Below are 21,867 nucleotides of genomic sequence, written 5' to 3' on the forward strand. Positions count from 1 at the left end.
CAAGTCAATATCCGGATATTTGTCCTGGCCTGTGTACTGCGCAGTACAACTACAATACAGGTCCGTGTGCGTCATTACAGATAGTTATGAAACTACTGTGGTGAACGTATGAATACCTGTTTTCAGCTTGCGGCTTACGCTCGATCTCAATGGGCGTTAGCCGTACTACTCATGAAATCGCCGGAAACCACTCAACTAGCAGCCAATGCATTTCAAGATGCAAAGGATGCTGCCTGGGGATATGGCTGGGGGGCGTCTGAAACCCCTCATGCACTCCTGTCTGATATCCCGGAACTCTTAAACGCTTTCAATGAAGGCAAAACTGCGCTTCAGCAAGATATGAAGCTCGCTGGCTAACTCTAATTAATCAAGGAAACTAAACATGAGCGACACCAAAGTAAGAGTTAATCAACCTGCCGTTGACCTTTACGCTGTTACTCTGAACTGGGTTCAGGAGGATGAAGGTACCTACAGTGATTATGTGCATGCTACCAGCCACGCTGAAGCCTGCGTCAAAGTAGCTGAGGCTATGGCTGATCAGCGTGGTTACGTTGATGAAAATGAAACGCCTGTGCAAAAGCGAGAATGGATCAATTGTCGTGCCTGGGACCAGGTAGACTGCCACTTGGTAAAAGAGAGTTTGGAGGCAGATTTGGTCGCTTTGTTTGGCGACGAACTGTTCCCTGATGGAGTTAAGCGCTCCCTCAACTTGGAAGCCTTGCGTGTGCTGCTCGTTGAGCATCGCAACAGCCTGCTCCCTCCCGCTGAAGTTCCAGCAGTTGAACAGCTGGCCTTCCACTCCGTTGACTCGGGTTTCTGCCGGGTCTATTACAAACGGCCGAAGGGCACTCTGTGCTGCTTCCAGCTCGATACACGTAACACCTTCAAGCTCTACCACTGTTCACGTGATGGTGAGCCAGAGCATGCAATCAGTCTCCAGAACAAGGCGGTAATCGCCTTGCCTGAGGACAATGGCTGCTCTCTGGTAACCAGCTTCCGCGCTTGGTGGGAGCAACAGAACAAGCAGCCTGCTGCCTAACACCAATGATCCCCGGCCACTCTTCGGAGTGGCTTTTTTTTGCCTGCCGATAACCGCCCACAAACAAAAACGCCCCACTACTGAGTGGGGCGCTTGGTGTACCAGTTTCCGATTAGAAACCGACCGACAGGGACAGCGTAGCGACGTCCGAGGCAACGGCTTTGTCGCTGCCGAAGCGGTGGCCGTAGGTGATGCCCACGCGGGAGGCCTTGAACGGGCCGGCAACCTGCAGGCCAACGCCCACTTCGTTCCAGCGCTCAGTGGTGTCTTGCTTCATGTCGAAGCGCGACACACCCATCACATCACCGGTCAGATCGTCTTGCGAGTTGTTCAGGCGGCTGACGTGCTTGATGTTCGCCGAGACGATGGCCTTATTTGCCAGGTTCATGCTGGCATCCAGGCCCGCGGTACCGTAGATGTTTTCTTCGGTCCGCTTATCGAAGTGCGCCGGGAAGGAGCCGCTGGTCTCGGTGTAGCTATCCAGCTTGGTGTTGAGGTAGTCCAAGCCCAGGAAAGGCATGACAGCGATGTTGTCCTGCAGGATGAAGACGTAGCCGACCTGGCCGGATACGGCACGCTGGCTGACATCGGCCTTGCCTTTCGACTCGACGTCGCCGGCACCGGTTTTGTAAGAGCGCTTGATGGTGGCATCGCCTTCGGAAACAGCCACGGCGCCCCGGGCGAATACGCCTTTGCGCAGACGGTTACCGTACTCGACGAAAGCACCGATCGTGTTGGTATCACCCTCGACGCGGTCATCGTTGATCTTGAGCGAGGTGCTCGGGCCTTGGTAGCCGATGCCGGCAACCAGGTCAGGAGTCAGTCGATATGCAGCGGTAACACCGCCGTACACGTTGTCACCCTGGACAGTACCCGAGTGATGAGTCATCTGGCTGCTGACGCTGACACAGATGCCGCTGGTGTCGAATGTCGAGCAGGACAGTTGGTCCTGGACGAAGCCTTGCAGCTGATTCTGCATGGCTTGCGCGTACAGGGTCGCATTCTGCAACGAGTCGCCGAGGTCCAGCAAACCGATCACGCCAGTCGGTGGAGTGGTAGCCTCAGCGCCACCCGCGCCAGTGCCAGTTCCACCGGTACCACCAGTACCCGTGTCAGTGCCCCCAGTGCCACCGGTACCCGCACCGGTTTCGGTACCACCGGCGCCGGTGCCCGTGCCTGCATCGCTGCCGCCAGTAGAAGTGTCCCCTGCATTGGAGGAGCCACCGGTGCTTGGCGGCGTTGGGTCAGTAACAGGCGGGGTGACGACGGGAGGGGTCACCTCTGGAATGGTCTCTTCAGGCGGAGTGGTTACCACCGGTGGGGTAGTGACCACAGGCTCGGAGATTGGGCCGTAGGAACGCGCTACGAACGGCTGCGAGCGACCATTCAGGAAGCCCAGGCCGAAGACGGTGTTGCCATCTGCAGATACCGCAGTGGCGGAGTTCAGGGTGTTGTTGGCCAGGAGAGTGTAGGAAGGGTCGTTATCCTGCAGCCATTCGACCAGCGACTGCATGCCGGTCTCAGCGGTCCAGCGGAAGCCGGAGAAGACACTGCCAGTGGTGTCCGCGATACCGACGACCACGGCGCCGTTGGCGGAGACGCCTTCAGCCTTGGACAGGGTACCGTCGGCCAGCAAGCCCAAGCCCTTCATGCCGGACAGCTCGGACCAGATCATAGCTTCGCTCAGGGCGAGCGAAGAGTCACTCGCACCGACGATGTAAGTGCCATCGGCACTGGTCGCCGTGGCGATGGATTGCGTACCACCCTCCAAGGTGCCGAGGCTCTCGGCGCTACCGCCGCCCACCCATCGAGTGGCGATATCACCATTGCCGGCGCCGTTCTGTGCGTACCCCACCACCACCTTGCCGTCAGCGCTGATGCCCATGGCGTAGCTGTAGGTGCCGTCGTTCAGGTAGCCCAGCTGAGTCACAGCGCCAGCCAGGTCCCAGGTTACTGCCGATCGGTTGCCGGTCAGACCGTCGTCGGCAGAACCGGCGATGACGCTGCCATCAGCCGAAACGGCGCGTGCTTCAGCTTCGGCACCGCCGTTCAGGAAGTCCAGCTTGTGAATGCCGGCGTTGTTCCAGTACACGGCGGTTTCGTTGTCCGTGACGCTGTCGACAGAGCTACCGACGATGACGTCAGCTTCGTTCGACACAGCGTAGGCGGCGGCATTGGTCCCAAGGCTGGCCAGCAGTTGCTTGCCACCCAGCAAGGTCCACTTGAAGGCCTCGGTAGTTTCGGTGCTCGGGTTGAACTGGGCGCCAACCAGGGTGGAGCCATCACCAGAGCCGCCGATGTGCGAATCATAGGTGGTACTGGAGGAGCCCAGCGTTGGTGCGTAGACATCAATGCCGGCGTAAGCGGCATGCGCAGTGCCAGCGTTCATGGCCAGTGCGATGGAGGCGACAAGCAGGGAGAGACGTGGCTTGAAGGGGGTTGCATTGTTGTGCATGGGCTGATTCGTCCTGACCTTGTTAGGTGATATCAATTGGATGGCCGGATAATACTGTCAGGATTGAAAGCAAATCAATAGAAATATACATACGTGTTATGGATTGTTGAGTGCTCTTGGAAAGGGCCGCGATTGTTTTGCATGCCTGTGTTGCGCATCTCCCGTCACCAGGTCTTCGCAAGAGACCGTCATTCCCTGTGGAGAAACGTCATGCTGCAAATCCCTAAAGCGCTGCTCGAAAAACGCATCACCAAAGAAACCCTTCACCGCTCTGGCAAGCGATTGCTCAAAGAGATCGCCGGCCGTTTGAAGCTTCCAGAAACGAGCTACGAAATTCGGTCGTGTAAAGGCGGGAACGCAGTCATGGGGGAGGTGATCCTGCACAGCGATCATCTCTATCTGATGGTTCATCTAGGTTCAGATCGAGTGCTCAAAGTGCTCTACCGATCCTGTGAGGGCCGAAAGGACTATTCAGGCGGAATGAACCGTTATGAGTCGGTCTCTGAGTTGGCCAGCACCACTGCGGCTGAGCGATTCATCGCAAAACTGGACACCCTTAATGAGCTGGGCAAGCGCCAGCAACAGCAACAGCACAACCAAGCCGCTTGATCGAGAGGTTCCTATGTCTTCAGTTCTGAAGGAATTCCCGGAAGCCTTTGCCACCCGCATCAACAAGATTCTGGAAATGCCTGATCCGGTTCCTGGAAATCGCGAGAATGGCTGGTTCGCTGGATACGGGTGCCGATGGTGCAAGTTTTCGAAAGCTTGGTTCACCGTCTTGCCGTTTGAAATGCAGCCGGTAGCCGAAACTGTGGCGAGTATGTTCAAGAATGCAGGACTGCAAGATGTGACCATCACTCTTGAAGCCGGCGTGACGCAGGCTGAAGGAGGCAAGGGTTACCAGGTCTCTGCTCGAATCTAAACCGCTGTACCGCCGCTCCCTATGGGGCGGCTTTTTTTTGCCTGTCGTTACAGCTGGCTGTGCTTCATCTCAGACCAAGATGACTACCCAAAGAGGCGCAGCACCATGGACGTAATTGCAAACAACGCAGCTGATACCAAAGAAATGGTCATGACCGAGGTCCTGCCGAATGGCGAGGAACTCAAGCGGCCGTATTCACCGTCGGAGATGGCTTTCATGTTCAACGACGTGGAGATTCGCAACCCCTACTTTTCACCGTGCGGAACAACTGTTGTTGACCCCGTACAGGCGTATGGCTTCGAGGTTTATCACACCGGAGGCGGTTGCATGGCTTTGCGGAAGGAGTTCTGCAACGGTCAATACCTGCTTCTTTCGATCGAGGTGTCCATCGCTGAACCTGAGGAGTGGGATGAGTGCACATTGGGCCTGTATGACGCCGATGGCGATGAGAAAGCCTACTGTGAGCTCCGTGATGTTCCATATGCACAAGTCGACCTGACCGGGCATCTTGATGCCCCAGTGCGCTTGTTGTGCCCGTGCTGTGGTGCTCGTACCACAGGTCGGCAATGGGGCAATCAAGATGCTGGTCACGGTCTGTGCAGTGATTGCATCGAGAAGGTGCTGGCCAAGATGACGGCAGAAGAGTTTTCCAAACGCTACGGGCTCCAGGGAGTTCACTTCGGTCTGTCGCAGTGCGCTCCCTCTGCTCAGTTGCTCGATGAGCTCGCTCAAAAGAAACTGCTGGCGCAAGAAGAGCCGGATCAGCAGGCAGTGGACTCGAACGCTCTCAAGGACCGGTACCGTTCATGGGCGCTGGACAACATCGCCAATGATGATCTGCAGGTCAATGAAGATGCCCAGGTAACGCTGTGTGAAGATGGCGCATTTGTCGCAACCTGGACATGGGTGCCGCGTGATTCCATTCCGGACGTTGCTGATCCGGAAGAGTCCGCTGATTAACGCTACGCAACCGCTCCCTAACCGGAGCGGTTTTTTTATGCCCAGGCGCCGGCCGGCGTTGTAGGTCGCTGTGATGCATCCCAATGCATACGACCAACCTCTCTGGAGATTGCCCATGGCAAGCAAACTAGCACGCGCGGTACCACCCACCATCAAGCCACTGGCAGAAGCACTGTGTGATGGCCACCGGTATCCGCCGGCGGAGATGTTTCGATTTTTCCTAGGGGCAGTGATGGAGCTTTGGGGGTTTCAGCCCTGGTATCCCATACCTGATGATGTCCGCGGTAAAATAGGACGAGTTATCACGCTGTACGATCAGGCGGTGGCCAATGAAGAACCGTTCAAGGACATTTTAGGCCCACTCTACGAAGAGCTGGCCAGCCATGGCGGCAAGCAAATGCTGGGGCAGTTCTTCACGCCCTGGTCATTGGCAAGCCTGATGGTCAGGATGAGCGATGGTGACATCGACCTGCCTCGCGCCGGTGATCTCAAAGCTTACTCAGATCCGGCTTGTGGCAGTGGAGTTATGCTGTTGGCAAAAGCAAACTACCTGCTCGAAACGAAAGGTCCTGGGGAGCTCCAGCAATGGCTTTTTCACGCATGCGATATCGATGGCATTTGCGCTCGCATGGTTGCGATTCAGCTGGCCGCGAATTGTGCCATTCATAGAGTCGAAATCGGGGAGATCATAGTGCTCCTTGGTGATACGCTCAGCTCGGACCCCAAGCAGCAGATCTTGCACGCAACCTCTCCGACGCTGATGCGTTCACGTCAAAATTCAATTCCGAAACTTGAGGTCGCCTCATGAAACGCTGGTACACGATCGCCGCGGCTTTAGCCTTCCAGGTGCTACCGCATGCGGCAAGTGCTTCGGAGGCTTCAGATGCTGTTCTGTCGGTTGCTGCCTCAAAAATGTCCACCGTAGCTCGCATCAACGGCGCCACACGGCCGGTCATCTACGTGGGTAAATTTGAAGGCTGCGACTCGGTCTCGATTCAAAATGCCCCCGGGCGCTTTGAGCACTTCCGTGTATGCGGTAACCAGGTCAGTGCTCGCAACACCGTGTCACCCAGTTGGACCGAAGACGATGGCGCCGGGGATGTTCTCCGCGCAGTGGTCGATAATGCGGTTCTGTTCGGCGCTGCATCGCAAGTGGACCCCAACGGTTACCTGATCGCAGCACGTGCTCTGGGACCTTCCCAGCGCTCGTGCAGCAACGTGGAGGTCATCTTGAGTTACGAAGGTGACCTGGTCGACAGGGCCTTGAAGAGCATCTGCTCTCATCGCCGTTAACCCCCATCAAACCCCGTCCTAGCGACGGGGTTTTCTTTTTGGCGTCATTCAGTGGGGCAACGCCGCATTGCGGGGCGTCTCAGTCCTTGGGGTCCTCGGTTCATGTTGGCTGTGATGCATCTCCCTTCACTAGACCAACACACCTGAGGGTATCGCTATGAATTCGTCCAGCACCGCAAAGGCCTATATCGTTGAAACCCGCGCCACCAACGGCGCAGAAGATACGCCAGAATTTGCATCCTTCAGCATCGATCTGGCTGCAACTCAACGCATCATCAATCTAGCTCGACTGGTTAAAGAGAATGGGCTTCACAAAGTGGAGACGTTTGACAGCACTGCTTCATTCCATCAGTACGCTCCTGGCACTGAAGAGGCGGAGGAGATCGGCTGCGACAACGATGTGTTACTGAAGGCCGGCTGTCTAAATGTGGATGCGTCCAGCTTCTGGTTCTCGGGATTCATCAGACATTCTGACGTCGAGGTTGTCAGCGCACGTCAGCCGATCGCTGAACTGCAGAGTCACTTCCACTTGGCCGGAGGCACAACTGAACTTGAAGCTGGCGGTGAACGGCAGTATCTCGTTACTTGGAGTGCTGATGTTGAGGTTGAGGGGGATCACCATGCGGCAGCCCAGGCCGTCGCAGACCGGTACTTCCGCAGCCACATTGCCGCCGGTGAACAGGACAGCGCGTGCACCTTCGTGGTGACCGCAAAATCTGACCAAAAGCCAGTAGAGATCGATCTCTCGACTTGTCACTCCGGTGAACAAATCTTGGAGTCGGCATGACTGCTGCACTTCAGGCTTTAGCGCCAGCTTGATGCTCGCGCTCCAAACGCTGCACATGACCCGGTCACTAGACCGGGTTTTTTTTCGCCTGGGACCAGTGCATGTGGACCGTACCGGGACCTGCCTGTTCAGATCTGTGATTTAGCGGCGGCATAACCATCGAGTGGATATTCAGGCCAGCCGCTGGGAGGACAGAAGCCCTGCCGACGTTCCTGCTCGGCGAACTTGGCGTGCCACTCGTTGCCCTGATCGAAGACCCAACCTGTAAGCCCGGTATCTGGGAATTGATCATAGGTGAGGTCGATAATGAACCCGTCGACCTCGAACCAGGCGTGAGACTGCTCCCTTTTTAGGTTCGGATGGTCTTCAGCCCACACATACACACCATCAGCACCGAGTTGTTCTTTGATGAGTCGACCTAGGATGTCCGAGGCAGGACCGCAGGTTCCTCGCGGAAAACCATTGAAGGTAGAACCGGGTTTGTCGACAAGAAGCAACAGCCCGCGGCGGGTTGATTCGGCTATTGCCTCAAGAGCTGCGCGGTCGATCTTCGCTTTTGCTTGCATGGGTTGAGTCTCGAAGGAGGGCAGTGTTCGAGGCCCCATTTTTGGACCTTGATGATACGTCGTCAATGAGGTGCACCGCCGGCAGTCGGGCTGTACATGATACGATTGTGCCATCCATAAAGTGCGGGCACGGTTGTCGTTTGATGAGTGGGTTGTATCAGAAATTCAGGAGAGCAATCTGCAGATTGCGCGGCCATCCTGGGCGTATCGTGACACGGGAGTATTCTGGCGAGGTGGTGAGGATCGCCAAGCGATGCCCCCTCTGCAAAACAGAGAAGATCATCTACCGGTTTCAATGAGCCTGGCGCTCGTTCGCTAGCGTCTACCTCAACATCCCAAGCCATGGGATCTCCTCGATTGGTGCTGTTCCAGTTGCCTGTGATGCATATCCCAGAACTAGACCAACACCTATGGGGAGCACCATGAGCCTTATCATCGAAACTCTGCAGAATCGCGTCAATAACGCCACAGGCCCGGAGCGGGAACAGCTGCAGGATGAGCTGAACATTGCGCTGATCAATCATGAAATGGGCGAGCTCCGTCGACTAGAGGGTGGCACACGCTACTGCCTCCATACTCGTGAGCATCAGCCTGCACTCAACATGCTTCGACGTGGAATGCGGCGCTGCGACGTGGTCACCCACTACGCCTACAAGGTGCCTGTTAAGCGCCAGATTGCGGCCGGGAAGGGGTGCTGAAATGGCTGTATCCAAGACTGAGCAGGAAATGCGGGAAACGGTGGCCAGGCGTGGCTTCTGGCATGTCACCGGTAAGAGAGCCTTCGACCTGACTAAGCGTTTGGAGGAGCTCGGCAAGCTCGATGGACTGACGGCCAGCTATGGGTGTCACAACGCCAACGGGGTCTTCTTCAAAAACCAGTGGAACTGCCCTCGGCCGAAGCTGGTTTACGAAGTGGTGGTCCGCGCTTGTGAGCCTGCTATCGCTCCCAGGCCCTCTGTATCCTAAAGCTACACCCAACCCGGCCACGTGCCGGGTTTTTTTCGGTGCCCCGGGAGTGTGCCCGATCAGACAAAATTGGTGAGTTTCGTGGTTCATGTGACTCATCCCCCTGGACTTGATCAACGTTCTAAGGGGACACACTCATGCTCGCAACACTTGAACTGACTGATGGAATGATGGTGATGGTCCAGACTGGTCGCCAGGGGCTGACCGGCATCCGGTGGTCGACCCCATTCGTTGATCGCCTGAACATCGAAACAGATCGTGAGGGAGTCACCTCTGGGCTTTCACTCAAGCAGACCAGCTTCGCTGAGTTCGATCCGCGCTATCACCGCGATGGGCGAAATCAGTTTGTCGCGAAGGATCACGCGCTTCGGATCGTGAGCGGTAGCCTGGAAGAACACCAGCAACGCTTTGAAGCCACGGTCGACCAGCTCTTAGCTGATGGCACATTGAAACGTAGTGAACTCCCTGCATTTGAAGATCTGCTCACGGCGATGACCGCCCTGGCAGCCTCAGAAGAGGTCTGCTTCGACCGGTTTATCGACTTCCACAGATACCGTCGGTTCTCCGACTTCCTGTGTGATTGGCAGGCGGAGAAAGGGAAAGCTGCAGGGGAGAGAGCATTGGATCTCGCCCACCAAAAGCCGGCCCTCGAAATCGCATTCAGCACGCTTGTTGAGTTCGGGATTTTTGGTGAGATGGAACCAGCTGGTCGACTGTGATCACGAAGGGGGATCCATCAATGTCGCATTACCAGGAGCAGAAGGTTGCTGAACTGAAACGCTTGGGCTGGTCTGAAGTCGGAAAACGTCATCTGCCAGGCCCCGGCCGGACACCAGCGAAGCAGGTGTATGAGCTGTCATGTCTGCAGGGAAAACTTCAGGTCTTCGTCTACCCGGCGGAACTGATCTACCAGACCGCTTAACGCTACACCCACGCCCGACCTAGTCGGGCTTTTTTTTGGCCCGCGGCCGAGCTGCTTGCGTGGTGATCGATGTGCGCCATCTCCACGCACTAGGCCAAAAATCAAAGGAGCAATTCCAATGACCACCGCAACAACACAGCAGTCAACCCGACCGAAAGCACATGCCCTGTTCAAGTTGAATTTCTGTCTACGAATGGCAAAGGAAAACTCGCTCTCCGCTCGTACAGAACCGCACCGCTATAGGCCCGAATACCGCCGTATGAGGAGGGAGTCGATGCAGGATGCCCGTTACTGGCGTGCCCTATGTAGCCGCTTAGATACCTGTTCAGAAGCTTGATCGCAATCACAGGCAATGCCCAGGGGGCCACCATGCTGCAAACCCTTACTGCTGCCCACGGGGCTTCGGTGATCCCAACAGGATTCCACCTAGCACGTGTCGTAGGTGTGAAACCGAAGTTCAAATCTGACCCTGACATGCGTGAGGTCGTGTTCTACCAATGCTTCCTCTCCGAATGTCATGGAGCCAACGGTCTTGAGCCTTGCGAGTACCTGGCAGAGCGACGTTACCTGTTGAGTGCAGCGAAATACATGGTCAATACCGGCCTTTCCACGTGCCCAGTGATCCAAGAGCTGGTGAGGTCGGAGACCGAGGTCAAGTATCTGCCGGCTTAGGCTGGATCATCTCCAAACGCAGCACAGACCCGGCCCTAGTGGTCGGGTTTTTCATTAGTGAAAAGGTGGGGCAGGTCAGGTTGCCCACTAGATTGCAATTCGGATATTATTTTGAGGTTCGACCGTTTCAGTACGCGCATGCCAGATGATCCTCTCAGCTCATTTGGCCTAAGAAAGCCGCCCATTCTCAGGCGGCTTTTTTTGTGCCTGCGATTTAGCCTTGTTCGGCCATATTTCTAGGGGTTGCGAAGCCCACACCGACGTTCTAGGGTTGCAGTGATGAAGCGAGGCCGAACCTGGCAGAGGAATGCATAGCCGCAGATCTGGCGGTGCAGAACCCCATCCACCACAAGCTTTGCAATCAACTGTTTCAGAGGACGAACGATGTTTGATGCAGCCCACTATCACGTGAAAGCCACAGAGCTGTTGACCGCCTTCGGCGTCCACCAAGGTGCACTGAGCACGTGGTCGCTGAGTGATGTGGGAACGGCCAGTCACGGCTATATCCACCACTCGCAGAAGCCCGCAGCCCTCGCAGCATATGCTGCGGTTAACCCTACCTTCGCAGCCGGGCGCTTTCCTGGATATACGTTGGTGGACCTGGTCGACAAGATCCCGAGCCTGGACTATGCGGAATATGCTGCCCTGGCGATCGTGTGCGGGGCTGAGCTGCCTTCTTTCAAGGGTTCAGATGAGCGGGCACGCATTTTCGGCGAGGCCGCCTGGGCTATCGTTGAGAAGTATCAGCTGCATGGGTGCTTTGAGCGCCACAACAAGCCGTTCCAGGCTATAGGCGATCATTACAGTCTCCGGCCCAAGGGGTGTGATTGGGCAAGGGACTACGCTGAGATCCCGGAAAAGCTAACTGCGATGCGTAAGGCGTATAGGGCCATGACCCCGCTTCAGAGGGTGATGACTCTGAGCCTTATGCATCTGTACAACCAAGGTAAGGACAACGTGTTCCTCACCGGCGGTTGCCCAACGAAAATTCTCGCTGCCGAGGCGCTGACCATCCTGCGCGATAACTCGGCTCTCGCTGACTGGGGCCACCTCGTGTCCCACTATGCCGGCTGGTAATCATCGACCTCACGCCACCTTCCAGGATCTCTACAGATGACAGAATCTCCATTCGCCACCCACCGGGCAGTGTTGGTCGACAGCGACTATGCGGCCGCGGGCTTTCTTCAGTCGTTCGCGATGGCCATGTACGCCGGCGCTGCCTACCCCATGGATGCCAATGGCCTGCGTAACCTGGATGACCAGCACATGCAGATCTTTCAAAAGATGGCGGCTTCCTACCGCCGCCATGGGGAAGCTGATCCCGATTTTGTAGACGTGTGCAAGGCGATCAAAGCAAAGCGCGCAGCTCACGCTCTCAGGGTCAAGGGAATACTCGATGAGCTTTTGGATAGCGATCCGGACCAGTACGAGGGCGGTCGACATGAGCATGCTGGAACCGTGAGTGTCTACGAGCGTGAGCATCAGCTGAACATCGAACGTCGCTGGTACGCACCTTCGTAAGTCGTACCCGGCCTGCCTTCCTGAGTTGCACTCCGGAAACAGAAAGGCCACCTCTGCTTACGCTCGGGTGGCCTTTTTACATCTCAACACTGGACGGGCGTTTAGACCGCATCACAGTGGTCACGCATCAACCCCCACACGGCCGATAAAAGCCGGTAGATGGTCAGTACGTGGCTCAGAATATTCAGCATACGCTTCATAATCGTTGACCTCCGTTTCAGGAAGGCCAATCTTCCAACGCCTAACCGGCACTTCAGCGCTTTCAGAACGCACGTGGTGCATTCCAGAAGAGGCCCAGGTGGCCCAACGAATGCAGCAAACCGGCACGGTCTAAACACCGTGTCGAAGGGGGTATCTCATCCTCGGAACATCGAGATTCTCGGGTTACCGAGCAGAGGACATAACCACCCAAGGGCCTCTTGAATTGCAGGTCCACATGCAAGCCGGCGCACCATACCTGTGCCCGGTTCAGAAAGCCTGAAAAAAATTCAAACTATCGTGAAAATGATAAAGCCGCCCCGCCTGCCGCCTTCCACACCCGTGTGACGCATTCCTGCGGTACCAGGTCTTCGCAACACCTGGCTTACCTTTCAGGAGAGTCATGCAATGCAAACCCAAACCGTAAACGCCGCCATTCAGCTGGACACCAGTGACGATTTCAACCAGTCGAAGCTGCCGATCGACCGTGAGTCGATTCGCTCGCGACGTCTCTTGCGCCTGATCGAACTGGTGGAAGTCCTTCGCGTCCCCGACAACGATCGCACCATCTGGCAGATGCTGCTCGATGCCGGCGCTAACCCCGACTTCATCCTGTTGCGTGACTGCGACGATGAATCTCGGCTCGCCCGCCGCCCTGCGCTGCAGGTAAATGTAAACACGAGCAAGCTGCATGGATTTCTGGTGATTACCCACAACTCCGACGATACCGGCTACAAAATCCTGCTCCAGGACAAGGGCCACTCGGTACCAGTCAAAACGGTCGACAATGTCATCGTGCGTAAACTTGCCGCCACACTCGTTGAGCTGATCGATGACGGCACCAAGCGTGTCGAAATCCCTTCGCAGGGCCTGGCTACGAATGCTGTCATCGCAGGGGACTACCTGCTCAGTTCTTGAACGTTCCACCTGACCCACCGTTCGCGGTGGGTTTTTTATTGGGCGCTGCAAAGCATTCCCTCAGACCAAGATGAGGGTATACAAATGACCACTACCGTACAGTTCAACCACAGCTACAAGCCTCGCGGCCGCATTGTGTTTCGCCTAACCGGAGGAGGGGAGACGGCACTTGCCGGCGTGCTCCACTTCGACCCTGCCTTTGAAATCGCCGAGGGGGCCAGCTACCTGGCGCGAATCGGCGCCAGTGGGTTTGAGGTGTTCGATACTGTTGTCGACGCTGATCTACCTGCGGACCTGGCGCCCTACAATATCGATTACCACCTGCGTGCTTGCATCTGGCGGAAGCCTGTTGCCGACGGCACCCTAATGGTGAGATTCATCCGACAGTGGGCTGGCTGCCAGAGCTGGCTGGTCTATAGTTGCGCACCAGCGTCACCGATCAGCGCGGGTGCTTATTCGGCGACCGGCCATGCTTGGTTCGATGTGACAAGGTTCGAACTCTCGCCCATCGCTGCACCGGCAGAAGAGGTGGGCCTAACCATGGCACAACTGACGACCATTCCCCCGGTATGGCCCGATTCGGATCGCGTACATCACGCGTTGTGCGCTATCCCTTTAAGCTGGCGCCCAGACTACCTGGCGTATTCGAAACTGCAGGTCGCCCTCGGCCGTGGTGAATTGAGTCGAGAGGAGTTCAAGGCACATGTGCTCAACCACGAGCGGCTGAGGCACCTATGGTCGAATCCTGGTGATGATTACTTAAATTACCTGGTGCACCTCGATGACCTGGGCGGCGTCCAGGAGGTTGGGCCGTACAACAGCCAGCAATTGCTTGAACGCAAGGAGCGGAGCCGTATGGCAATGCTCGCTGCACGCTGAAGGCAACGCTACCGACCGGCCCTTGAGGCCGGTTTTTTTTCGGGCACAAAAAACCGCTGACCTAGGTGGCCAGCGGTGGGGTATTGCGTTGGTACCTCATGCAGCAAGATTGCGCGTCTGGAAAGTCACGTGGTCCATACAGGCAAACAAGCTTTGCGCTTTCTGCTGGAATAGGCACAGGGCGATTTGCTTGAAGTCAGTTTCTTCATCCCTGCTCGGTGTTGATTCGAAGGAGAAGGTGACGGTACCGCCGTATTGGCCTCGGTTGTACAGCACCTCGATGTCAACCAGCGCAACGAGGCGGCCGCCTCGTTTGATGTGCCGTCCCTCGAACTTGTATTGCTGGTGCCGTAACAGGTCACGCCCCATCTCCACGGAGATAGGTTTAATCGTCGCAGCACCATCCTTCAGCAGGGTGATTTCGAAAACCTGCAGTGCCTCCTTCATGTCGAGCGCGCATTCCACAAACTCAGTGAGCTTGGGATGCAGGCCGAGTGAAGCCAGGTGTGTGCCGTTTTCGCGGATGACCCAAACGTATCGACCGCCGACCGTCCCAGTTTTGGTGAGGTGGAGCAGGTCAAACTGGTAAAAGTCTTGTTTGAATCCACGCAGAAGGCAGTCATCAGCCTCAACGATGGCACGCATTTGCTCAAACGCTGGTTGGAATTGCATAGGGTCTCTCCTAGAAAGGCTTTTCATGATGCAAGGAGATGTCCCACAGGCATGTAGAAGGTGGATTGTAGGGCTGTGTGGAGCATCCCCTGAAGTCAGTTAAACAACCAACTACCTGGTGCCCCTCATGAACGATCCAAAAAGCTCCCTACAAGCGGTGGAAAGCCTTCTCAGTGCCGTCAACGCGCACGCCCGAGACCTCAACGACAAAGTATTACCTCCTGATGGGGATAGCTACAACGAGCTCTTGCACTTGGTCACTGATCAGTTGAATGCGATTTTGGGCGCTGCCCAGGGCATCACTGCTGATCCTGCACCTGACACAGCGAGCGCTGTAGCTAAAGCGACTCAGGTGTGTGGTTCTCCTGTTGCCATCGTGCTGGATGCCATCGTCGGCCGGCTCTCCCTAGGCAATCTCCGGTCAATTCTCCAGGCCTATGAGTGCTGCACCCAAGAGCAGCTCAACGGTAACGCAAACTCGCAGCAAATCGCTGGAAAAGCGCTCTCTGCAGCTATTTTGCGGGGTGTCGAGTCGATGGTCGCAAGTGATCGACAACACCTTGAGCTACTGCTGGCGCCGCAAGCGTGAGCAGGTAACCCCACAGCCCGGCATTTGCCGGGTTTTTTTTCGCCCGCAGGATGAGCGTGCTTCACTGCTGGCCCCAGATGAACATGGTGTACAAAGAAAACTAGCCTTATGTTTACGCGTTAAGTATCGATATGCTCTAAGATGCATGACTCAATTGCTGCAAACACACAATGGCGCCGGAGCCTTAGGGAGGGACCCAGCATGTGCAATCGGAATCTGATTGAAGAATGGTCGTGGGATGGATCATCGATCGACGGCATCAAACGCTTTGCTGCCGAGCTCGGAATCGGCCTGCAGAAATTCGTCGAGTCATTCTTCTGCGACGGATGGCCCGAGACAGTTCCAGAGCCGTACCGCGGGGTTGTTAAAGGGCCGATCAGTCGAGATTTCACGCAAGGGGAAAATAGCCTGGCAGGCCACCAAAACTACACCCACATCCTTGCAATCGACCTTGCCGGCGCTGCACTCGTGATGGATATCACCGGCTGCCTGTACACCGATGGGGAAATACAAACCCTGGTCGAGCGCCCAGCGGCAGACGCGCTGGCCAAGGTGGACGAGTACCGTCTCGGAGGGTCTGCATATCGCCCGGAGGTGCGCGAAGCATGAACTACTTGGAACGTGCAGCAGACGACGCAGGCTATCCCAACCTCGACTTTGAAGATATGTATCAGAAGGGCCTCGCGTGCTTTCAGTGGGGCCTACCAAGGCCGTTGGTTCGCCAGGCATTCAAGTACGCATGTGCAGGGTGGACTGAGCGAGACCGCCCGATCTTGATGTGGCATGTCCGTGCATTCGTCTATGGGTTGTCCGGCCGCTGTGACGGGGGAATTCGAAAGCGCCTTGCGCCGGAGGACTACCAATGGCCAGTCCCCCCCGATCCGTCCTGGGAGCTTGTGGTGTGCACCTATCCCGACGGCACTTGTGAGCTTGACCTGGTTCATCCAGTGAGCGGCCGATTCTGGTCCGAGGACAACGGTTTTTTCGAACTCCCCACCGAGAAACGCACGTTGATGAACCCTATGTGGTTCAAGTCCATGGGTTTTGACGTAATGCACATGCAGCCGGCGCTGCAGGTCCGTATAGGCGACCCTAAAAGACCCCATCTGAAGCTGGTGTGATGTAGGGACCAGAGGACCTAATCGCACCCCAGTTCCATTGACCTAGGAGATAACCGCTATGACCGATCAAGTGATGCACATTTTCGCGCCCGACCAGTCCAAGATCACCCCGTTCATTACCAAAGTGGAGATGCTATTGGGCGGGATACCTCAGGTGATGTTCCCTGACGGCACCCTACAGTTCGCTGATCAGGACCAGCGGCCAGTGATTCTATTTTCGCCGCGGTTACCCGAGCCTGAGCTGGAAGAGTTCTGCCGCCTCAACATCAAGATGTACGAGCAGCATTACCAGCAGCACAAGGAAGCCATCGACAATTTTGAGACCCGGCCTATCACGCAGTTTTGGTGATGCCCAGACCGTTGCCAGGCGGGTGGGCTAACCCAGCGGGCCAACTCGCCGTTGCAGCACTCGATCTTCCCAGGTCCATGATCCCCGATCGCGCCATTGCCCGGATTTACCGCTCTGTGTTGCACATCTCCGGTTATACAGCCAACAGGAGATTTCCCAATGCAACATTTTCAAAAAGCAGCAGTGGACCGCACCGATCGTCAAGCGATGATCAGCTTCCTGGCTGGCCATTATCGCTATGACACCATGAACTCTTGGAACCGCGCCACGAGCTACGCTCACTGCGTGAAGATCCATGCCCTTGGCCTGGATCGGGAGCAGACAGAGAAGGCCTTTGAGCTGCTCAATGTCGACTACTGGGATGACTTGTCTCTGGTGATCGAGGACTTCGTCGTGGAAATGAATGGCGAGTTCACCATCAGCAGTAATGGCCGATCGAGCGGGTATCTGGTGCTCATGAAAAGCCAATGGGAATCCACCGGCTATCAGTCCTACTGCAAAAGCTGCTCTCAGCGCAATTACCAAGCCTGTACCGAAGGTAACAATCGCTGCGGTCGCTGTGGCGCCGAGGGTGATGCAGGTCGTTTAAACTTCCAGCATCCACCCAAAACGCTTCGTGTCTCTGGCCAGGCGTTGGACCAGGATGAAGACTTCAACGAATGGTCTCTGGACCAGCTCGCGAACCGAGTAGAGGTCGTCGAGGCATTTGACAATGCTTGTGACAGTATCCGCTCAACCTTCATCGACATGCTGAGCCTGAACGTCGTCGAAGAAACAGTGCTCATTCCGCAGAAACGCTATGTGCTGAAGTCGGCATAGCACCTACGAACGCTCCATCCGCCGCTGGTCTTCGGACTGGCGGTTTTCTTTTGCCCAAAGAAAAGCCCCGACACATGGTCGGGGCGGGTAGAGCGTTATACCTCCTCGGCATCAGCCTCAGGGTCTGCGATCAGCCGCAGCAAATCAGCGACAGGCAGAGAGCAGAGCTGGCGCATGTCGTCGTTCATGTCTTCCAGTCGTTGACGCAGGCCCTGGAGCAACTCGTGGAGCTGCTTTTTCTCCAGAAGGTTGACCGCCATGACCAAGACTCGCCATACCAGCTCGGATTCTTCATCGAGAGTGTCGGTGCGTTTGCGAAGATCCGCGAAGAAATCGAGGATCTCACTGCTGTCCAGGTGGTCGTAGACGCAATCCGGACTCCAGGTGACCTCGGTACCGTAATCAGCCGCGAGCGCAGCCGTGACCTGGTCACGCAGTTGCGGCATCGAGGCCCAGTCCCATACGCCGAGTTGCGCGGCTTTGGTGAGTGTTTCCTGGACGGTGTTCAGCGTTGCAAGCATCTGCGGGAAGAGCAACCGTCGGACTGACTTCGAACCTTCCCAAACAGCTACCTGCAGGGCATTTTGCATGTTGGTTGGAGAGGACCCACGGCGATTAGCTTCCAGCAACAGCTCACGGAGCAAGGCATCGAGCTCGTTCGGCGTGCTGCAGTCGGGTTTGATTGTTGTCGTCTGCAGTAATTGCAGCGTGACCTCGCGGCCGTGAGCATCCAGGCAGTGGAACGTGTCGTCGACCCAGCGGCCAGCCGACAGTGCCTCAGCAGTGATCAGCGTCTCGCAGTTGCTCGACCACAACAGGCGAAGCAGGATGACTGTCGAACCTGATTGCTCGACCTCCGCAGTGCAGCGCGTGGTAAGCCCGGGCAGCGTCAGCTGCACGTGGGAGGCGCTGTGCAGCAGGTTGATGAAGCTGATGAGCGATACGTTGTTCATGGCGAACTCCTGAAAGTAGTTGAACTTGCCCTCAGGGATGCCACACACGCACGAATACCCCCCTCCCTTGTTCTGTGCTCTTGAAGCCGCCGGTCCCTCTCGGCCCGCAAAGCCGGCGCCAGGCACGCCCCCATTCTGTCAGTGAAAAAACCAGGCGAGTACAAATGTTCTCCACTACACTTCACCGACATGCAATTAACAGTCAGAGCAGGCCGACCTAGCTCCCGTCCATCCTGTACCTCCGGAGTCGCCCATGAGCGCTACTGAAGACCTCTTCAAACCTGACAGTCCTTCTTGGAATGAACGGCCTAAGGAGACATTCGACCACTGGATCAGCCAGCAAGCGGGCAGAGGAACCTCAGCCCGCATTCGAATATCGTCCGCGGAGGTCTATCGCTCGCAGTGGGGCCGGTTTGTCGACTGGATTGAGCAAAAGAGCATTAAATTAGACGAAGTGGATGCAAGCGATATTTCAGACTTCCTTGATAGCCTAACCCCTGAGATCGAGAAGAACGAAAAGCGAGTTAACAATAGGCCGCAGCGCGACCGGTACCGCAAGCTAATACAACGAGTGTTGGCCGACCTGTTCAAGGAAAAGGAAGAGCCAGGTTTCCTCAACCCGGCGGCGCAGGCGTTGAGGGCTGAAGGGGTCAAATGGAAGGATGTCGACGGCAACCTGCCTACCAGCTTTCTGCGGCCCCAGGAAGCCGAGCTGCTGGCCAATCACCTGGTGGCGCCGCTGACGGCACAGAACGAGCGGGGGCGGTGGCGCGAGGCGCGGGATCGGGCGATGGTGGGTCTGTGCGTGGGGGCCGGGCTCAAGGTGCAGGACATCGTCGGCCTGACTGTTAATTGCATCACCCCGCAAGCCGCCCCATGGATCACCCTTTCCTATGCGGATTCGAAGTTCGAGCACCGGACCAAGCCGTTTGACTACGCCGCCCGGGCGCTGGCCACCTGGTTGCACATCCGCCAGCAGGCCGGTACCGAGGGCGACCTGGTATTCCCCAGCGACATCACGCCGGTGATCAAGAACGGTCGCAAAATCACCTCGATCAACCCGTCGACGGTGAACCGGATCACCGAGGCCGTGATCGTCGAGTCTGGGGTGAAGGCCATTCGCGATCCTGAGCATCGAGCTAGCCCGCAGACCCTGCGTAATACGTTTGCGGCTGAGCTGTTCGAAAGAGGGGAAACGCCGGCCCTGGTGGCGGAGTGGATGGGCTTTGCACAGCCCGTGTCGGCCGAGAGGCTTTATGAGTCCTGGAAGCTGTGGCGGCAGACCATCAAAGGCACAGAACAAGGGGAGTAAGTGGGCTAGGCAGAGGCGTGACCACCTCCGCCCAAAGGGCAGCAGACGCTTACGCGGACTGAGGAGCCTCGGCCTCCACGTCGCACACGCTGATGTGCACGTGGCCAACGGCAGAGGCATTCAGAGCGATGCGGACTTCGCGGCAAACATCCTCATAGTAGGCGTCCCGCACTTCACGGAAGGCCGAGAACAATGTGAAGAGGCCAATCATAGGAACTAGCAGGTATCGCGCCACCTCAATGATTTTGGTCAACCCCGCAGTGATCTCAGCAGGACTAGCAGACTGCAACGCAAAAAGTGCTCTGGTGACTGCTTCGGGCTCCAACAATGTCGCAAGCAGCACTAAAGCGAAAACGGCCGTTGGCAAGGCTGCAAGGGCTCCGCGCAGGGTTCGAGTCAAGGCGCCCATCACAACGATCAGGGCTTTGACGTACGTCCGAGGATCTCGCCGCACGCGGCTTCGCATCTCCTGGTACTTCTCCATCGAGAGAGAACCCACCCCTACACCGTTGACCTCCACCGTGACTTGCTTCTCGCTCATGCTCATATCCTGTGCTCCTAGTGGGGATTATTGGTCGGCCGCATGGCCAACCTGAGCAGGATAGCATTTAGATACAGTCGGTGTATGTGTTCGTGTTATAGCATCTAGGCCCAGGCCCAGCGGGTGAGACGCGCCTGATTCACGAACGCCAGAAACCACAAGGCCCACTACGAAGTAGCGGGCCTTGTGGTCGCAAGTTCAACCTTTCGGTTGATTTTCCCAGCCTTTCAGGAGATTGGGTCGGTTGAGGCTTGTTCGCCTACATGGGGCCTATTAAACACTGGTTTCGCTGGCAATGCAACATGGAACTATAAAAATATGCGAACGAGCGGTCAGAGCGCCAGAAAGCCCGTAAATACGCCGTTTCCGTTGGGTATCGAGGCCAGAGGGAGTGCCTAACTACCCTCCACTCGACCCGCGAGATACTCACAGTATCGGAATGGACAAACTGAATGCATGCATTCAGAATCATGTGGCGTATAGGTACGAGTTATTGACCGCGCGAGCGCGACTTCCGCCTCAACCCAATAGGGACAACGATGGCCACCATACTCTCACACGACCAGCAGCAACGCCGGGAACACACCGAGCTCATCATGCAGCCTATAAGCCGAGCCAAGCCTCCAACCATCAGCAAAGAGTCGACGCTCTGCGAAGTATTCATCAAAGAGTTCAACCAGATCAAAGGATGGACGTGTTATCCAGAGGCTGCAGGGTTCGATGTGCTGGTGGTCAACGACGACGGCCGCCAGATCGGTGTCCAGGCAAAGCTCTCGCTGAATGCCAAGGTCGCTGAACAGATCCTTCCCAATCAAGGCGACGACTTTTGGGAAAGTCCGGGCCCAGATCACCGCCTGGTCATCGTCAGCAAAATCACCGATGCCAGTGCTGGCATTGCCAAGATGCTCCGTCGGCTTGGAGTCAAAGTACTCTGCCCATATGAGTCATGGACAGCACAAGGCTACGTGCACACGTTCGGACTTGATCATCGGCTCTTTTATGCAGAGGGCAGCGCAGGCTCTGATGAACGTATGTTCGATTGGTGGCCCTCAGTGCGCTGCCGTGTACCGGCCATCGTAACCTCCTTGCCGGCTGGAGTTCCAGCCCCGGTTCGACTCACGCCATGGAAAGAATCGGCACTGAAAGTGGTGGTCCTGATGCGTAAGCAGGGATTCATCACGGCCAAGCAAATCGCATCGTTCGGAATAGGCGTCACCGCATGGACCCAGCCGGCCGGCAGCAAGAGACCCTGGCTCGCTAAAAGCCAAATCCGCGGTCAGTGGGTGGAAACTGAACACATGCCCGGCTTCGACAAGCAGCACCCTGATATGTACGCCAAAGCGCTTGCCGAGTACGAAGCCGAGGCGGCGAAATTACAGCTGATAGCCCCAGCAGCAAACTGAATGACTGATG

28 protein-coding genes are annotated in these 21,867 nt (G+C 56.5%); 23 read left to right on the forward strand and 5 right to left on the reverse strand.

What is annotated here, in order from left to right:
• Window positions 1–108: 108 nt before the first annotated feature.
• Together GST84_27170 and GST84_27175 are read left to right on the forward strand one after the other, a co-directional pair.
• On the forward strand, window positions 109–357 hold the full coding sequence (locus GST84_27170; protein XGB15986.1) for a hypothetical protein: 249 nt from the start codon (window positions 109–111) through the stop codon (window positions 355–357).
• Between the two features lie 25 nt (window positions 358–382).
• On the forward strand, window positions 383–1,039 hold the full coding sequence (locus GST84_27175) for a hypothetical protein (GenBank protein XGB15987.1): 657 nt from the start codon (window positions 383–385) through the stop codon (window positions 1,037–1,039).
• 112 nt (window positions 1,040–1,151) lie between these two features.
• On the opposite strand, the gene GST84_27180 is transcribed toward GST84_27175, so the two are convergent.
• A complete protein-coding gene (locus GST84_27180) occupies window positions 1,152–3,494 on the reverse strand; it encodes an autotransporter domain-containing protein (protein XGB15988.1) in 2,343 nt (780 codons plus the stop codon).
• Between the two features lie 210 nt (window positions 3,495–3,704).
• Here GST84_27180 and GST84_27185 point away from each other — a divergent pair, with 210 nt between their 5' ends.
• The 6 genes from GST84_27185 (at window position 3,705) to GST84_27210 (ending at window position 7,456) form a co-directional block, all read left to right on the forward strand.
• The gene (locus GST84_27185) at window positions 3,705–4,103 is read left to right on the forward strand and encodes a hypothetical protein (GenBank protein ID XGB15989.1); all 399 of its coding nucleotides are present in this window, start codon (window positions 3,705–3,707) and stop codon (window positions 4,101–4,103) included.
• A 13-nt stretch (window positions 4,104–4,116) separates the two neighbouring features.
• Complete coding sequence (locus tag GST84_27190) at window positions 4,117–4,416, forward strand: hypothetical protein (GenBank protein XGB15990.1); 300 nt, start codon at window positions 4,117–4,119, stop codon at window positions 4,414–4,416.
• Window positions 4,417–4,521: 105 nt separating this feature from the next.
• Window positions 4,522–5,376 carry a hypothetical protein gene (locus GST84_27195; GenBank protein XGB15991.1) on the forward strand — a complete coding sequence of 285 codons (855 nt, stop codon included), beginning with the start codon at window positions 4,522–4,524 and terminating at the stop codon, window positions 5,374–5,376.
• 115 nt (window positions 5,377–5,491) lie between these two features.
• On the forward strand, window positions 5,492–6,184 hold the full coding sequence (locus GST84_27200) for an N-6 DNA methylase (protein XGB15992.1): 693 nt from the start codon (window positions 5,492–5,494) through the stop codon (window positions 6,182–6,184).
• On the forward strand, window positions 6,181–6,669 hold the full coding sequence (locus tag GST84_27205; GenBank protein ID XGB15993.1) for a hypothetical protein: 489 nt from the start codon (window positions 6,181–6,183) through the stop codon (window positions 6,667–6,669). Before GST84_27200 ends, GST84_27205 begins: the two co-directional genes overlap by 4 nt.
• Window positions 6,670–7,198: 529 nt before the next feature.
• Entirely contained in the window at window positions 7,199–7,456 is a 258-nt protein-coding gene (locus tag GST84_27210) for a hypothetical protein (protein XGB16093.1), read from the forward strand.
• 128 nt (window positions 7,457–7,584) lie between these two features.
• Here GST84_27210 and GST84_27215 read toward each other — a convergent pair whose 3' ends face one another.
• Window positions 7,585–8,022, reverse strand: coding sequence for a hypothetical protein (locus GST84_27215; protein ID XGB15994.1), 438 nt, complete (start codon window positions 8,020–8,022; stop codon window positions 7,585–7,587).
• 422 nt (window positions 8,023–8,444) lie between these two features.
• On the opposite strand from GST84_27215, the gene GST84_27220 reads away from it, so the two are divergent.
• The 8 genes from GST84_27220 (at window position 8,445) to GST84_27255 (ending at window position 14,098) form a co-directional block, all read left to right on the forward strand.
• Complete coding sequence (locus GST84_27220; protein ID XGB15995.1) at window positions 8,445–8,720, forward strand: hypothetical protein; 276 nt, start codon at window positions 8,445–8,447, stop codon at window positions 8,718–8,720.
• Window position 8,721: 1 nt separating this feature from the next.
• A complete protein-coding gene (locus GST84_27225) occupies window positions 8,722–8,988 on the forward strand; it encodes a hypothetical protein (GenBank protein XGB15996.1) in 267 nt (88 codons plus the stop codon).
• A 137-nt stretch (window positions 8,989–9,125) separates the two neighbouring features.
• Window positions 9,126–9,707, forward strand: a complete 582-nt coding sequence (locus GST84_27230) for a hypothetical protein (protein XGB15997.1) — start codon at window positions 9,126–9,128, stop codon at window positions 9,705–9,707.
• Between the two features lie 20 nt (window positions 9,708–9,727).
• A complete protein-coding gene (locus tag GST84_27235) occupies window positions 9,728–9,910 on the forward strand; it encodes a hypothetical protein (GenBank protein XGB15998.1) in 183 nt (60 codons plus the stop codon).
• Window positions 9,911–10,966: 1,056 nt separating this feature from the next.
• Window positions 10,967–11,659 (forward strand): hypothetical protein, encoded by a 693-nt coding sequence (locus GST84_27240; protein ID XGB15999.1) that lies wholly within the window; start codon window positions 10,967–10,969, stop codon window positions 11,657–11,659.
• A 36-nt stretch (window positions 11,660–11,695) separates the two neighbouring features.
• Window positions 11,696–12,103 carry a hypothetical protein gene (locus GST84_27245; GenBank protein XGB16000.1) on the forward strand — a complete coding sequence of 136 codons (408 nt, stop codon included), beginning with the start codon at window positions 11,696–11,698 and terminating at the stop codon, window positions 12,101–12,103.
• Between the two features lie 606 nt (window positions 12,104–12,709).
• Window positions 12,710–13,219, forward strand: coding sequence for a hypothetical protein (locus tag GST84_27250; GenBank protein ID XGB16001.1), 510 nt, complete (start codon window positions 12,710–12,712; stop codon window positions 13,217–13,219).
• An 84-nt stretch (window positions 13,220–13,303) separates the two neighbouring features.
• Window positions 13,304–14,098, forward strand: coding sequence for a hypothetical protein (locus GST84_27255; protein ID XGB16002.1), 795 nt, complete (start codon window positions 13,304–13,306; stop codon window positions 14,096–14,098).
• 96 nt (window positions 14,099–14,194) lie between these two features.
• On the opposite strand, the gene GST84_27260 is transcribed toward GST84_27255, so the two are convergent.
• Window positions 14,195–14,770 carry a hypothetical protein gene (locus GST84_27260; protein XGB16003.1) on the reverse strand — a complete coding sequence of 192 codons (576 nt, stop codon included), beginning with the start codon at window positions 14,768–14,770 and terminating at the stop codon, window positions 14,195–14,197.
• Window positions 14,771–14,897: 127 nt separating this feature from the next.
• On the opposite strand from GST84_27260, the gene GST84_27265 reads away from it, so the two are divergent.
• The 5 genes from GST84_27265 to GST84_27285 all read left to right on the forward strand — a co-directional run bounded on the left by GST84_27265 (window position 14,898) and on the right by GST84_27285 (window position 17,648).
• Complete coding sequence (locus tag GST84_27265; GenBank protein ID XGB16004.1) at window positions 14,898–15,359, forward strand: hypothetical protein; 462 nt, start codon at window positions 14,898–14,900, stop codon at window positions 15,357–15,359.
• Between the two features lie 201 nt (window positions 15,360–15,560).
• A complete protein-coding gene (locus tag GST84_27270) occupies window positions 15,561–15,968 on the forward strand; it encodes a hypothetical protein (protein ID XGB16005.1) in 408 nt (135 codons plus the stop codon).
• The gene (locus GST84_27275; GenBank protein XGB16006.1) at window positions 15,965–16,480 is read left to right on the forward strand and encodes a hypothetical protein; all 516 of its coding nucleotides are present in this window, start codon (window positions 15,965–15,967) and stop codon (window positions 16,478–16,480) included. The genes GST84_27270 and GST84_27275 overlap by 4 nt, the downstream gene beginning before the upstream one ends.
• 58 nt (window positions 16,481–16,538) lie before the next feature.
• On the forward strand, window positions 16,539–16,829 hold the full coding sequence (locus GST84_27280) for a hypothetical protein (GenBank protein ID XGB16007.1): 291 nt from the start codon (window positions 16,539–16,541) through the stop codon (window positions 16,827–16,829).
• Between the two features lie 159 nt (window positions 16,830–16,988).
• Window positions 16,989–17,648, forward strand: coding sequence for a hypothetical protein (locus GST84_27285; protein ID XGB16008.1), 660 nt, complete (start codon window positions 16,989–16,991; stop codon window positions 17,646–17,648).
• Window positions 17,649–17,743: 95 nt separating this feature from the next.
• Here the strand turns inward: GST84_27285 and GST84_27290 are convergent, their stop codons facing one another.
• Window positions 17,744–18,601, reverse strand: a complete 858-nt coding sequence (locus tag GST84_27290) for a hypothetical protein (protein ID XGB16009.1) — start codon at window positions 18,599–18,601, stop codon at window positions 17,744–17,746.
• A 253-nt stretch (window positions 18,602–18,854) separates the two neighbouring features.
• Here GST84_27290 and GST84_27295 point away from each other — a divergent pair, with 253 nt between their 5' ends.
• Window positions 18,855–19,913: a tyrosine-type recombinase/integrase gene (locus GST84_27295; protein XGB16010.1), complete on the forward strand. Its 1,059-nt coding sequence runs from the start codon at window positions 18,855–18,857 to the stop codon at window positions 19,911–19,913.
• Window positions 19,914–19,962: 49 nt separating this feature from the next.
• Here the strand turns inward: GST84_27295 and GST84_27300 are convergent, their stop codons facing one another.
• Window positions 19,963–20,460: a hypothetical protein gene (locus GST84_27300; protein ID XGB16011.1), complete on the reverse strand. Its 498-nt coding sequence runs from the start codon at window positions 20,458–20,460 to the stop codon at window positions 19,963–19,965.
• A 533-nt stretch (window positions 20,461–20,993) separates the two neighbouring features.
• On the opposite strand from GST84_27300, the gene GST84_27305 reads away from it, so the two are divergent.
• Window positions 20,994–21,857 carry a hypothetical protein gene (locus GST84_27305; GenBank protein XGB16012.1) on the forward strand — a complete coding sequence of 288 codons (864 nt, stop codon included), beginning with the start codon at window positions 20,994–20,996 and terminating at the stop codon, window positions 21,855–21,857.
• Window positions 21,858–21,867: the final 10 nt, after the last annotated feature.

Source organism: Pseudomonas putida, assembly GCA_041879295.1.
GTDB classification, from domain to species: Bacteria; Pseudomonadota; Gammaproteobacteria; order Pseudomonadales; family Pseudomonadaceae; genus Aquipseudomonas; species Aquipseudomonas putida_Y.